The sequence below is a fragment of the Pseudomonas bijieensis genome (assembly GCF_013347965.1).
In the GTDB taxonomy this organism is placed as follows: Bacteria; Pseudomonadota; Gammaproteobacteria; order Pseudomonadales; family Pseudomonadaceae; genus Aquipseudomonas; species Aquipseudomonas bijieensis.
Genome location: NZ_CP048810.1, coordinates 4,390,061 through 4,403,271, shown reverse-complemented (window position 1 = coordinate 4,403,271; position 13,211 = coordinate 4,390,061). Strand labels below are relative to the sequence as shown.

Annotated in this window: 13 protein-coding genes and 1 pseudogene; 8 read left to right on the top strand and 6 right to left on the bottom strand. The window is 61.0% G+C overall.

Features of this window, described 5'->3' with window-relative positions; all coding sequences use genetic code 11:
* Positions 1 to 12: 12 nt before the first annotated feature.
* The gene (locus GN234_RS19190) at positions 13 to 1,155 is read right to left on the bottom strand and encodes an MFS transporter (RefSeq protein WP_163856183.1); all 1,143 of its coding nucleotides are present in this window, start codon (positions 1,153 to 1,155) and stop codon (positions 13 to 15) included.
* 192 nt (positions 1,156 to 1,347) lie between these two features.
* Complete coding sequence (locus GN234_RS19185) at positions 1,348 to 2,841, bottom strand: aldehyde dehydrogenase (protein ID WP_109752709.1); 1,494 nt, start codon at positions 2,839 to 2,841, stop codon at positions 1,348 to 1,350.
* Between the two features lie 244 nt (positions 2,842 to 3,085).
* On the opposite strand from GN234_RS19185, the gene GN234_RS19180 reads away from it, so the two are divergent.
* Together GN234_RS19180 and GN234_RS19175 are read left to right on the top strand one after the other, a co-directional pair.
* Entirely contained in the window at positions 3,086 to 3,448 is a 363-nt protein-coding gene (locus GN234_RS19180; protein WP_176688929.1) for a cupin domain-containing protein, read from the top strand.
* A 170-nt stretch (positions 3,449 to 3,618) separates the two neighbouring features.
* Positions 3,619 to 3,873 carry a peptidase inhibitor gene (locus GN234_RS19175; RefSeq protein WP_232199874.1) on the top strand — a complete coding sequence of 85 codons (255 nt, stop codon included), beginning with the start codon at positions 3,619 to 3,621 and terminating at the stop codon, positions 3,871 to 3,873.
* Positions 3,874 to 3,947: 74 nt separating this feature from the next.
* Here the strand turns inward: GN234_RS19175 and rpmG are convergent, their stop codons facing one another.
* Positions 3,948 to 4,103 (bottom strand): 50S ribosomal protein L33, encoded by a 156-nt coding sequence (gene rpmG / locus GN234_RS19170; protein WP_003177274.1) that lies wholly within the window; start codon positions 4,101 to 4,103, stop codon positions 3,948 to 3,950.
* 11 nt (positions 4,104 to 4,114) lie between these two features.
* Complete coding sequence (rpmB, locus tag GN234_RS19165; RefSeq protein WP_003177273.1) at positions 4,115 to 4,348, bottom strand: 50S ribosomal protein L28; 234 nt, start codon at positions 4,346 to 4,348, stop codon at positions 4,115 to 4,117.
* 436 nt (positions 4,349 to 4,784) lie between these two features.
* Here rpmB and GN234_RS19160 point away from each other — a divergent pair, with 436 nt between their 5' ends.
* A complete protein-coding gene (locus GN234_RS19160; protein ID WP_109752711.1) occupies positions 4,785 to 6,371 on the top strand; it encodes an ABC transporter substrate-binding protein in 1,587 nt (528 codons plus the stop codon).
* Between the two features lie 148 nt (positions 6,372 to 6,519).
* On the opposite strand, the gene radC is transcribed toward GN234_RS19160, so the two are convergent.
* Positions 6,520 to 7,194: a RadC family protein gene (gene radC, locus GN234_RS19155; RefSeq protein ID WP_109752712.1), complete on the bottom strand. Its 675-nt coding sequence runs from the start codon at positions 7,192 to 7,194 to the stop codon at positions 6,520 to 6,522.
* A gap of 139 nt (positions 7,195 to 7,333) precedes the next feature.
* Here radC and coaBC point away from each other — a divergent pair, with 139 nt between their 5' ends.
* The 4 genes and pseudogenes from coaBC (at position 7,334) to argB (ending at position 11,591) form a co-directional block, all read left to right on the top strand.
* Positions 7,334 to 8,542: a bifunctional phosphopantothenoylcysteine decarboxylase/phosphopantothenate--cysteine ligase CoaBC gene (coaBC, locus tag GN234_RS19150; RefSeq protein WP_176688928.1), complete on the top strand. Its 1,209-nt coding sequence runs from the start codon at positions 7,334 to 7,336 to the stop codon at positions 8,540 to 8,542.
* Between the two features lie 5 nt (positions 8,543 to 8,547).
* A complete protein-coding gene (gene dut, locus GN234_RS19145; protein WP_176688927.1) occupies positions 8,548 to 9,003 on the top strand; it encodes a dUTP diphosphatase in 456 nt (151 codons plus the stop codon).
* 251 nt (positions 9,004 to 9,254) lie between these two features.
* A pseudogene (locus tag GN234_RS19140) lies at positions 9,255 to 10,658 on the top strand (phosphomannomutase/phosphoglucomutase); the annotation flags it as partial.
* Between the two features lie 27 nt (positions 10,659 to 10,685).
* Positions 10,686 to 11,591 (top strand): acetylglutamate kinase, encoded by a 906-nt coding sequence (gene argB / locus GN234_RS19135; RefSeq protein ID WP_003206871.1) that lies wholly within the window; start codon positions 10,686 to 10,688, stop codon positions 11,589 to 11,591.
* A gap of 112 nt (positions 11,592 to 11,703) precedes the next feature.
* On the opposite strand, the gene pyrE is transcribed toward argB, so the two are convergent.
* Positions 11,704 to 12,348: an orotate phosphoribosyltransferase gene (gene pyrE / locus GN234_RS19130; RefSeq protein WP_109752715.1), complete on the bottom strand. Its 645-nt coding sequence runs from the start codon at positions 12,346 to 12,348 to the stop codon at positions 11,704 to 11,706.
* Positions 12,349 to 12,431: 83 nt separating this feature from the next.
* On the opposite strand from pyrE, the gene GN234_RS19125 reads away from it, so the two are divergent.
* Complete coding sequence (locus GN234_RS19125; protein ID WP_013694557.1) at positions 12,432 to 13,211, top strand: exodeoxyribonuclease III; 780 nt, start codon at positions 12,432 to 12,434, stop codon at positions 13,209 to 13,211.

The following is a 13,211-nucleotide window of genomic DNA, read 5'->3' as shown; positions in this document are numbered from 1 at the left end:
TGGCAAGGATGTTCAGGCCGTTTGTGTCGCCCCGAATGCCCCTTGGCGCAACAGCAGGATCACCAAGCCGAACGCCCCCGCCGCCATGAACAAAGGCAGCGCATGCCCACTGATCCATTGGCTGCCCGCTCCCGCCGCCAGCGGGCCGATCAGGCAACCGAGCCCCCACAACTGCGCGACATGAGCGTTGGCCCGTACCAGTGCATCGTCGCGGTAACGCTCGCCGATCAGGATCAGCGACAAGGTGAACAAACCTCCGGCGCTGGCGCCGAACAGCACCCACAGCGGCCAGATCAACAGGGTATCGATCAAAAGCGGAACCGCCAGGCTCGATAACGTCAGTGCCACCGCGCACCCCGTCAACAGCGCCCGGCGAGACACTCGATCGGCCAGGGCGCCAATGGGCAATTGCAGCAAGGCATCGCCGACCACCACGGTGCTGACCATCGCCAACGCAATGTCAGCGCTGAAGCCCTGGCGCAAACAGTAGACCGGCAGCAACGTGAGGATCATCGCCTCGAACGCAGCGAACAACGACACCGCCCAGGCAATCGCCGGCAAACCTCGGCAAAACGTCCACAAATCGCCAAACGTGACGCTGCCGGCCTCGCTACTCGGTGCCCCGCTGCGGCCCAGCAACAGCAAGGGTGCGATCAACAGCAGGCCGACACCCACCCAGAAGCCGTAGTCATGATCGGTTCCAAGCGCTCCCAGCAGCAACGGGCCGGCCAACTGGCTCAGGGCATAGCTACTGCCATAAAGCGCCACCAGCCGTCCGCGCCATTGCTCAATGACCAGTTGGTTGATCCAGCTCTCGCCGAGAATGAACACCAGGGTCAGGACCACGCCAATCACCAGGCGCAGCACCAACCAGACCGGGTAGCTGGGCAACAGCGCCAGCAATCCGATGGACAGCGCCCCACCCCACAGGCACAGGCGCATCAACCTCGCCGTGCCGAACTGCGTCGCCAACCGACTCGACACCTTGGCCCCGAGCAACACCCCGACAGCCGGCATCGCAGCCATCACGCCAATGGCGAACGAGCCATAGCCCCAGCCCTCGAGTCGCAGCGACACCAGCGGCATGCTTACGCCCAGGGCCAGGCCGACACTCAGGACAGACGCCAACACGGCGAAATAAGTCGCCCAACGCATTTCCACGCTCCTGTGGAGAGTTATCGATTTTTCAGGCATCACCATAAAACAATGTGGGAGCGAGCCTGCTCGCGATGCGGAGCAACATTCAACTGAATCGTCGACTGTCATACCGCTATCGCGAGCAGGCTCGCTCCCACAGGGAGATCAACACTGCATGAAGCCCCCCGGTCACCCTGGGGGCCATCACCGTTACAGCTTGATCCAGGTCGCCTTCAGCTCGGTGTACTTGTCGAACGCATGCAGCGACTTGTCGCGACCGTTGCCCGACTGCTTGAAGCCACCGAACGGCGCGGTCATGTCGCCACCGTCGTACTGGTTGACCCAGACGCTGCCGGCGCGCAGGGCCTTGGCCGTCAGGTGGGCCTTGGAAATGTCCTTGGTCCATACCGCCGCAGCCAGACCGTACGGCGTGTCGTTGGCGATCTGCACGGCTTCCTCGGCCGTGTCGAAGGCGATGACCGACAGCACCGGGCCGAAAATCTCTTCCTGGGCGATTTTCATCGCGTTGCTCACGCCATCGAAAATCGTCGGCTCGACATACGTGCCGCCGGTTTCCTCAAGAATGCGCTTGCCACCGGCCACCAGCTTCGCGCCGTCGCTGTGACCGGCCTCGATGTAGGACAGCACAGTGTTCATCTGCTGAGTATCCACCAGTGCGCCAACATTGGTAGCTGGGTCCAGGGGGTTGCCAGGCTTCCAGCCCTTGAGGGCTTCGATCACCAGCGGCAGGAAGGTGTCCTTGATAGAGCGTTCCACCAACAGCCGCGAACCGGCAGTGCAGACTTCGCCCTGGTTGAACGCGATGGCGCTGGCGGCGGATTCGGCAGCGGCTTGCAGATCCGGGGCATCGGCAAACACGATGTTCGGGCTCTTGCCGCCGGCTTCCAGCCAGACACGCTTCATGTTGGATTCGCCGGAGTAAATCATCAGTTGCTTGGCGATCTTGGTGGAGCCAGTGAACACCAGGGTATCGACGTCCATGTGCAGGGCCAGGGCCTTGCCGACGGTATGGCCGTAGCCCGGCAGTACGTTCAGCACACCTTTCGGAATGCCGGCTTCGATCGCCAGGGCAGCGATACGGATGGCGGTCAGCGGGGATTTTTCCGACGGCTTGAGCACCACCGAGTTGCCGGTGGACAGCGCCGGACCAAGCTTCCAGCAGGCCATCATCAGCGGGAAGTTCCACGGCACGATAGCGCCCACGACGCCCACCGGCTCACGGGTTACCAGGCCCAACTGATCGTGCGGGGTGGCCGCCACTTCGTCGTAGAGCTTATCGATGGCTTCGCCGCTCCAGCTCAACGCTTGAGCTGCGCCTGGGACGTCGATGTTCAGCGAGTCGCTGATCGGCTTGCCCATGTCCAGGGTTTCGAGCAGGGCCAACTCTTCGGCGTTCTGCCTGAGCAGGCCGGCGAAACGAATCATGGTGGCTTTGCGCTTGCTTGGCGCCAGGCGCGACCAGACGCCGGAATTGAAAGTGGCGCGGGCGTTTTCGACGGCACGCTGGGCGTCGGCAACGTCACAGCTGGCGATCTTGCCGAGCAGGCGGCCATCGACCGGGCTGAGGCAATCGAAGGTTTCGCCGGACACCGCATCGGTGTACTCGCCGTTGATAAAGGCGCGGCCTTCGATCTTCAGGTCGCGGGCGCGTTGTTCCCAATCGGCACGAGTCAGGGTGGTCATGCGTGTGTCCTCCTCTTATTGAGTAAGAACGCCGCGCAATGCGCAGCGCTCAACGAATTCTGCCCGGCCAGCCTGTTTCCCGCGCTGTTTTCGGCGCTATCTTCGGCACAGGGCACCCGCCACCCTAAACCAGCGGCTGGTCATGTTTCAATATATTTGACATAACGCCGGTAAACGGCCTTGCGATGTTCGTTTTAATAAACATAGACTCGAAACCTTCCAAGCCATCACCGGGATCTACCGCATGAGCATTCAGGACATCGTCGATTTCAGCCAGGCCAATACTCCTGCCGAACGCTATCGCCCGGACGCGGCCAAGGTGTTCAAGGGCGATCCCGAACAAACCGTGTTCAACCACTACAACAGCCCCTGCGGGCAAATGAATGCGGGCGTATGGGAAGGCGCCGTCGGTCAGTGGATGGTCAACTACACCGAGCATGAATATTGCGAGATCGTCCAGGGCGTTTCCGTGCTGCGCGACGACGATGGCAATGCCAAGACCTTGCGGGCTGGCGACCGTTTTGTCATTCCAGCGGGTTTCAAGGGCACCTGGGAAGTGTTGGAGCCGTGCCGCAAGATTTATGTAGCCTTCGAGCAGAAGGCTTGAGCCCCGCTGAAAAAGCCGCTGACACTCTTTCGCTGGTCGGTGACCACCACTGCAGATGAAACTGCCCCCCGGGCGCCACGCATTTTATCGTCACAACGGCAACGCACAGGACGTGCGGCCGAGCCGACAGGTGAGCGCCCCAACTCTATGACTATTTGCAAGGAGGCAACATGCCCGTCTTACCCGATCAAGGCGACACCGTCGTCATTCCCATGCCGACCGATCAATGCGATCTCGCCATCGCCCAATACACCATCGGCCAAAAATGCACCCCTGAACTGCTTGAAGAAGTTCGCGCCCTGGCCAATGGGGCTCCCGTGCGCGCCACGGGCCCGAAGTATCCTACGAGCTGGGATCTGCGCCCGCGACGCATCAACCTGCACACCAATGCCGACAGGATCATTGTGAGCATCAACTGCGGCTGATCGACTTCACACGCACAACAAAAAAGGCCCGTATCTCGCGATACGGGCCTTTTTCGTAAGAAGGGAAAAATCAATTACTTGATTTTGCCTTCCTTGTAGATCACGTGCTTGCGAACAACCGGATCATATTTCTTGATCTCGATTTTGTCCGGGGTAGTACGCTTGTTCTTGTCGGTAGTGTAGAAGTGACCAGTACCGGCGCTCGAGATCAAACGAATCAATTCACGCATGATTAGCTCCCTTAAACCTTGCCATCGCGACGAAGTTCGGCCAGCACGACACTGATGCCACGCTTGTCGATGATGCGCATGCCCTTGGCAGATACGCGCAGACGCACAAAACGTTTCTCTTCTTCAACCCAGAAGCGGTGATGCTGCAGGTTCGGCAGGAAACGACGACGGGTTTTGTTGTTTGCGTGGGAAATGTTATTCCCAGTCACCGGACCCTTACCGGTAACTTGACAGACTCTCGACATGCCTCAGCCCTCTAAAACCACATGCCCAACCCGGCATGGGTTGGCCGCTTAATCTCTCAGTCATTTGGCGCCAGGCGCCGCGTTTCTTTAAGGGTCTTACCGGCTACACCTACAGTGAAGGAACCGGGCCCCTAGAAAAGAGCGCTGCTTTATACCAGAAAGACCACAGCGCAACAACAGCCGATGTGATTTGTCTTCACCGGGAATGCTCGAGCAACCGCCCCGGACGGCTGGAGTAAAGGCCGGCGCGGCCCGTTACCACTCGTCGCTGCGCGCAGGTTTTTTTCACCCGCGACGGTTTTGAGCCATCAACGCGCCGGCGCAGAGTGCCGGAAAATGCAAAAAGGGGATAGTCATTTAGCGACGAGCCCACTAGGGTAGGCCTTTTCCAGACTGCACTCGCAGATGGGCCTTCGACTTGCACAGGAAACCGACCATGCGCCTCGCTGCCCTACCATTGTTGCTCGCCCCTCTGCTGATTACCCCGCAGGCCTTGGCCGCCGCCCTGAGCGTCTGCACCGAAGCCAGCCCGGAAGGGTTCGATGTCGTCCAGTACAACTCCCTGACGACTACCAACGCCTCTGCCGACGTGCTGATGAACCGCCTGGTGGATTTCGACACCGCCAGCGGCAAGGTGGTCCCCAGCCTGGCCGAGCACTGGGAGGTCTCGACCGACGGCCTGACCTACCTGTTCAAGCTACGCCCACAGGTCAAGTTCCATCGTACCGAGTACTTCACGCCGCGCCGCGACCTGACCGCCGAAGATGTGAAATTCAGCTTCGAACGCATGCTCGACCCGGCGAATCCTTGGCACAAGGTTGCGCAGAGTGGTTTCCCCCACGCCCAGTCCATGCAGCTACCCGCTCTGATCAAGAAAATCGACGCACTGGACCCGTTGACCGTTCGCTTCACCCTCGATCACGCGGATTCGACCTTCCTGGCGACGTTGAGCATGGGCTTTGCCTCCATCTATTCGGCCGAATACGCCGATCAGTTGCTCAAGGCCGGCACACCGGAAAAACTCAACAGCCAACCGATCGGTACCGGCCCATTCATTTTCAACCGATTCCAGAAAGACGCCTCAATTCGCTACAAGGCCAACGCTGATTATTTTGGCGGCAAGCCCCAAGTGGACCCGCTGGTTTTCGCGATCACGCCGGATGCCAACGTGCGCCTGCAGAAACTGCGGCGCAATGAATGCCAGATCGCCTTGTCACCCAAGCCGCTGGATGTACAGGCCGCCCGCCAGGAGCCCACGCTGAGCGTGGCCCAGACCGACGCCTTCATGACCGCGTTCGTGGCGATCAACAGCCAGCATCCGCCGCTGGACAAACCTGAGGTGCGTCAAGCCATCAACCTGGCATTCGACAAGGCCAGTTACCTCAAGACTGTCTTCGAAGGCACCGCCGAAGCCGCCAATGGCCCCTACCCGCCGAACACCTGGAGCTATGCCAAGAGCCTGCCGGGCTACACCCATGACCCAGCCAAGGCTCGTGAATTGCTGGCCAAGGCCGGTTTGAAGGAGGGTTTCCAGACCACCATCTGGACTCGTCCATCCGGCAGCCTGCTGAACCCCAACCCCAGCGTCGGCGCGCAACTGCTGCAGTCCGACCTGGCGGAAATTGGCATCCAGGCCGAAATCCGCGTGATCGAATGGGGCGAACTGATCCGCCGCGCCAAAGCCGGCGAACATGACCTGCTGTTCATGGGCTGGGCGGGCGACAACGGCGACCCGGACAACTTCCTCACACCGCAGTTTTCCTGCGCAGCGGTCAAGTCCGGGACCAACTTCGCCCGCTACTGCAACCCGGACCTGGACAAACTGATCAGCGCCGGCAAGACCACCGGCGAACAGGGTGTGCGTGCCAAGCTCTACGAACAGGCACAGGCGCAGATCCAGCAACAGGCCCTGTGGCTGCCGCTGGCCCACCCAACCGCGTTCGCGTTGACCCGCAAGGATGTGCAGGGTTATGCGGTCAGCCCGTTTGGGCGGCAGGATTACTCCAAAGTCAGCCTCAAGTAACCCCGGCCCCCAGAGCCCCGCCGGGGGAGCCTGTGGGAGCAAAGCTTGCTCGCGATGACGTCATCACATACAACCCTTGTGTTGGCTGTAAAACCGCTATCGCGAGCAAGCTTTGCTCCCACAAGGGATTATTCAAGCCTGACCGGGCCTACATCCACCCATACTCCGCCATCGACAGCGGCTCCCCATCGCCAACGATGAAGTGGTCGAGCACCCGCACATCGATCAGTTCCAGCGCCTCCTGAAGCCGTTCAGTGAGCACCCGATCGGCCTGGCTGGGCTCGGTATTGCCGGAGGGATGGTTGTGGCACAGGATCAATGCGGCGGCGTTATGGGCCAGGGCACGCTTGACCACCTGCCGGGGATAGACGCTGGCGCTGTCGATGGAGCCGCGAAACAATGCCTCATATGCCAGCACCCGATGCCGGGAATCCAGGAAAAGACATCCAAATACCTCATGGGGCTCGTGGCGCAGCATGGCCTTGAGGTAGTCCCGCACTGCCAGCGGACTTTCCAGTACAGAATCTCGTCGCAGGTTTTCGGCCAGATGCCGACGGCCCATTTCGAGCACAGCCTGCAACTGCGCGAACTTCGCCGGCCCCAGGCCCAGGTGCGCGCTGAAGGTGCGCAGATCGGCCTCCAGGAGAATCCGCAGGCCGCCGAACTGATGCAGCAGATGTCGCGCCAGGTCCACCGCACTTTTCCCGGACACCCCCGTGCGCAGGAAAATCGCCAACAGCTCGGCATCCGAAAGACTCGCCGCCCCCCACTCCAATAACCTCTCCCGCGGCCGCTCGGCCGTCGGCCAATCCCGAATACTCATGACATCTCCCTGATTGTGGCACCGCTGTTCCATAGCGGTCGCTGTGATATCGTAGCCCATCTTTTTTGCAGGCGATTTGCCCCTGGCAGCGGCCAAGGGGGTCGCCTCGCACTGACCACTGAAATCGAAAGGCAGGCCTATGCAGCGGCTGTATCGGAAACGCATCGTTCTGGGCGTCGGCGGCGGCATTGCCGCCTACAAGAGCGCCGAGCTGGTTCGCAGGCTTATCGACCAGGGCGCGGAAGTACGGGTCGTCATGACCCGCGGCGGCGCTGAATTCATCACCCCGCTGACTATGCAGGCCCTGTCCGGGCACCCGGTCCACCTGGATTTGCTCGACCCGGCGGCAGAGGCCGCCATGGGCCATATCGAACTGGCCAAGTGGGCCGACCTGGTGCTGATCGCCCCGGCTACCGCCGACCTGATCGCCCGCCTGGCCCAGGGCATCGCCGATGACCTGTTGACCACCCTGGTGCTCGCCACCGACGCGGTAGTCGCCGTGGCGCCGGCCATGAACCAGGCCATGTGGCGCGACCCGGCCACCCAGGCCAACCTGCAATTGCTCCAAAGCCGCGCCCTGAAAGTCTTCGGCCCGGCCTCCGGGAGCCAGGCCTGCGGCGATGTCGGCATGGGCCGCATGCTTGAAGCCACCGACCTGGCCCAGTGCGCCGCCGACTGCTTCCAGCGCCAGGCCCTGACCGGCAAGCACGTGCTGATCACCGCCGGGCCGACCCAGGAAAACATCGACCCGGTGCGCTACATCACCAACCACAGCTCCGGAAAAATGGGCTTCGCCCTGGCCGAAGCCGCCGTGGAAGCCGGCGCCCGGGTAACGCTGATCACCGGCCCCGTGCATTTGCCGACCCCGGACCGGACCACGCGCATCGACGTGGTCAGCGCCCGGGACATGCTCGCCGCCTGCGAAGCGGCCATCCCGTGTGATCTGTTCATCGCCTCGGCGGCGGTAGCGGACTACCGCCCCGAAGTCGTTGCTCCGCAAAAATTGAAGAAAGACCCTACGAGCGGCGACGGCCTGTTATTACAAATGGTCCGCAACCCGGATATTCTTGCCACCATCGCCACCCGTCCCGACCGTCCGTTCAGTGTTGGCTTCGCCGCCGAAACCGAGCACCTGCTCGATTACGCCGCGCGCAAGCTCAAGGACAAGAATCTGGACCTGATCGTCGCCAACGACGTCGCCAACCCGAGCATCGGCTTCAACAGCGAAGAAAACGCCTGCAGCGTGATCGACCGCCAGTTGCACGCCACCCTTTTCGCCCAGACCAGCAAAGGCAAGATCGCCCGCCAGCTGATCACTTTTATCGCCGAACGGCTGAACCAGGTTTAATCGACATGCACGCGCTACAAGCCAAGATCCTCGACCCCCGCATCGGCAACGAATTCCCGCTGCCGCAATACGCTACACCAGGCTCCGCCGGTCTCGACCTGCGGGCCATGCTCAAGCAGGACACAATCCTGGAACCGGGCCAGACTCTGCTGATCCCTACCGGCCTGTCGGTGTACATCGGCGACCCGGGCCTGGCCGCGCTGATCCTGCCACGCTCGGGCCTGGGCCATAAGCACGGCATCGTGCTGGGCAACCTGGTGGGGCTGATCGACTCCGACTACCAGGGCGAACTGATGGTGTCGTGCTGGAACCGTGGCCATACGACATTCAACATTGCCGTAGGCGAACGCATCGCGCAGTTGGTGCTGGTACCGGTGGTGCAGGCCCACTTCGAATTGGTCGAAGAATTCGACGAAAGCCAGCGCGGTGCTGGTGGTTTCGGACATTCCGGCAGCCATTGACCGGTGGTTTCAGGCCGGGTGTCCTGCCCGGCCCGTTTATTAAGCTTCTGTTTCAGGACAAAAAATGCGCAATGGCTTTCTGCTAGGTTTCCCACCCGGAATCAATGTATTAGGCGAGCGAGGCCGGGGTAACGCTGTCTCATGGCATTTTCCCACCACGAACTCTCTGTCAAAAACGCCGTCATACCCTTCAGCTTGAGCCTGCCGACGCCCATCGTCGGCCTGTCCAGTCACCTTCCTGATAGAGCGCCCCGCCCATGAACACCCCAGCCGCAATCGCCCCGATCTTCCCTGAAAGCATTTTCCGCGCCTATGACATCCGTGGCGTGGTACCGGAAACCCTCACCGCCGAAACCGCCTACTGGATCGGCCGCGCCATTGGCTCCCAGAGCCTGGCCCAGGGCGAACCGAACGTGTGTGTCGGCCGTGACGGCCGTCTGTCGGGCCCCGAGCTGGTCGAACAACTGATCAAAGGCGTTGCCGACAGTGGCTGCCACGTCAGCGACGTGGGCCTGGTGCCGACCCCGGCGCTGTACTACGCCGCCAACGTGCTGGCCGGTAAATCCGGCGTGATGCTCACCGGCAGCCACAACCCGTCGAACTACAACGGTTTCAAGATCGTCATCGCCGGCGACACCCTCGCCAACGAGCAGATCCAGGCCCTGCACACCCGCCTCAAGACCAACGACCTGAGCAGCGGCCAGGGCAGCATCACCAAAGTCGATATCCTCGAGCGCTACAACGACGAAATCGTCAAGGACGTGAAACTCGCCCGCCGCCTGAAAGTGGTGGTCGACTGCGGCAACGGCGCGGCCGGCGTGATCGCCCCGCAACTGATCGAAGCCCTGAACTGCGAAGTCATCCCACTGTTCTGCGACGTGGACGGCAACTTCCCTAACCACCACCCGGACCCGGGCAAGCTGGAAAACCTCGAAGACCTGATCGCCAAGGTCAAGGAAACCAACGCCGACCTGGGCCTGGCCTTCGACGGTGACGGCGACCGCGTGGGCGTGGTGACGAATACCGGCAGCGTGGTGTTCCCCGACCGCCTGCTGATGCTGTTCGCTCGCGACGTGGTGGCGCGCAATCCGAACGCCGAAATCATCTTCGACGTTAAGTGCACCCGTCGCCTGGTGCCGTTGATCAAGGAATATGGCGGTCGTCCATTGATGTGGAAAACCGGTCATTCGTTGATCAAGAAGAAAATGAAACAAAGCGGCGCCCTGCTGGCCGGCGAAATGAGCGGCCACATCTTCTTCAAGGAGCGCTGGTTCGGTTTCGACGACGGTATCTACAGCGCCGCGCGCCTGCTGGAAATCCTCAGCAAGGAGAAATCCACGGCCGAAGAGCTGTTCGCGACCTTCCCGAACGATATTTCTACGCCAGAAATCAATATCCATGTGACCGAAGAGAGCAAATTCAGCATCATTGATGCACTGCACGACGCTCAATGGGGCGAAGGCGCCGAACTGACCACCATCGACGGTGTGCGGGTCGACTATCCCCACGGCTGGGGCCTGGTTCGCGCATCCAACACCACACCGGTGCTGGTGCTGCGTTTCGAGGCCGACAACGAAACCGAACTGCAGCGCATCAAGGATGTGTTCCACAGCCAACTCAAACGTGTTGCACCTGATCTCCAACTACCGTTTTGATTTTTTGAAGCACTACCGGAGCCCTGAATGACCCTCGAACGCGAAGCCGCCGCCAACACCGCCAAGGTCCTGTCCGAAGCGTTGCCTTATATCCGACGCTACGTCGGCAAGACCCTGGTGATCAAATACGGCGGCAACGCGATGGAAAGCGAGGAGCTGAAAACCGGCTTCGCCCGCGACATCGTGCTGATGAAGGCCGTGGGCATCAACCCGGTGGTCGTACACGGCGGCGGCCCGCAGATCGGTGACCTGCTCAAGCGCCTGTCGATCGAGAGCCACTTCATCGATGGCATGCGCGTCACCGACGCGCAGACCATGGATGTGGTGGAAATGGTCCTGGGCGGCCAGGTCAACAAGGACATCGTCAACCTGATCAACCGCCACGGCGGCAGCGCCATTGGCCTGACAGGGAAGGACGCCGAGCTGATCCGGGCGAAAAAACTCACCGTCACCCGCCAGACCCCGGAAATGACCCAGCCGGAAATCATCGACATCGGTCACGTGGGCGAAGTGGTCGGCATCAACACCGACCTGCTGAACCTGCTGGTCAAGGGCGATTTCATCCCGGTCATCGCGCCAATCGGCGTGGGCGCCAACGGTGAGTCGTACAACATCAACGCTGACCTGGTGGCCGGCAAGGTTGCCGAAGCGCTGAAAGCTGAAAAGCTGATGCTGCTGACCAACATCGCCGGCCTGATGGACAAGTCGGGCAAGGTCCTGACCGGGCTGTCGACCCAGCAGGTCGACGACCTGATCGCCGACGGCACCATCTACGGCGGCATGCTGCCCAAGATCCGTTGCGCGCTGGAAGCGGTACAGGGCGGCGTCGGCAGCTCGCTGATCATCGACGGCCGGGTGCCGAATGCGATCCTGCTGGAAATCTTCACTGATACCGGCGTGGGTACATTGATCAGTAATCGCAAGCGTCCTTAAGCGATTCCTGTAAAAAAAGACCCCGTTCAACCTGGTTGAGCGGGGTCTTTTTTTGCCTTCCTCCCTGTGGGAGCGAACTTGCTCGCTCCCACAGGGAGATTGCGCAGGTCTATTAGACGCCGAACTGCGCCCGATAAGCCTCAACCGCCGGCAAATGCTGCTTGAGCTGCGGATCGTCGGCCAAAAACTCCAGCACCTGGTTCAGCGACACGATGCTGATCACCGGGATGCCGAAGTCGCGCTCCACTTCCTGGATCGCCGACAGTTCACCGTTGCCGCGCTCCTGACGGTTCAGGGCGATCAGCACGCCGGCGGCCTTGGCGCCTTCCTGGGAACCGATGATCTGCATCACTTCGCGGATCGCGGTGCCGGCGGTGATCACGTCGTCGATGATCAATACTTCGCCAGTCAGTGGCGCGCCCACCAGGCTGCCGCCTTCGCCATGGGCCTTGGCTTCCTTGCGGTTGAAGCACCAAGGCAAGTCACGGCCGTGGTGTTCGGCCAGGGCGACGGCAGTAGTGGCGGCCAGCGGGATGCCTTTGTAGGCCGGGCCGAACAGCACGTCGAACGGGATGCCGCTCTCGACGATGGCCGCCGCATAGAAACGGCCCAACTGCGCCAGGGCTGTACCGGTGTTGAACAGGCCAGCATTGAAGAAGTACGGGCTGGTGCGCCCAGACTTGAGGGTGAACTCACCGAAGCGCAAAACGCCGCGATCGATGGCAAAACGAATGAAATCGCGCTGATACGCCTGCATGAAAAAAAGCCTCAAATACCGCGGATTTAGCTAAATAGGTACACGCCGTGTATCATACACGCACGTGATTTTTGGGGCCATTTATGCGGATCATCAGTGTGAACGTCAATGGTATTCAGGCTGCAGTCGAGCGTGGTTTGCTCAGTTGGCTGCAAGCACAGAATGCCGACGTCATCTGCCTGCAGGACACCCGCGCCTCCGCCTTTGAACTTGACGATGCAGCCTTCCAACTGGATGGTTACTTCCTTTATGCCTGCGATGCCGAAGTCCCCGCCCAGGGTGGCGTGGCTTTGTACTCGCGGCTGCAACCGAAGGCTGTCATCAACGGTCTTGGTTTCGAGACGGCGGACCGCTACGGGCGCTACCTGCAAGCCGATTTCGACAAGGTCAGCATCGCGACCTTACTGCTCCCTTCGGGGCAGAACGGCGATGAAGATTTGAATCAGAAATTCAAGTTGATGGACGATTTCGCCCGTTACCTGGATAAACAGCGGCGCAAACGTCGCGAGTACATTTATTGTGGCTCGCTGTACGTGGCGCAACAGAAGCTGGATATCAAGAACTGGCGCGACAGCCAACAATCTCCTGGCTTCCTGGCGCCGGAACGGGCCTGGATGGACGAGATCATTGGCAACATGGGCTATGTCGATGCCCTGCGTGAAGTCAGCCGTGAAGGTGATCAGTACAGCTGGTGGCCGGACAACGAGCAGGCCGAGATGCTCAACCTCGGTTGGCGTTTCGACTACCAGTTGCTGACGCCAGGGCTGCGCCGTTTCGTACGCAGCGCCCGCCTGCCGCGCCAGCCACGGTTCTCGCAGCATGCGCCGCTGATCGTGGATTACGACTGGACCCTGACCATCTAA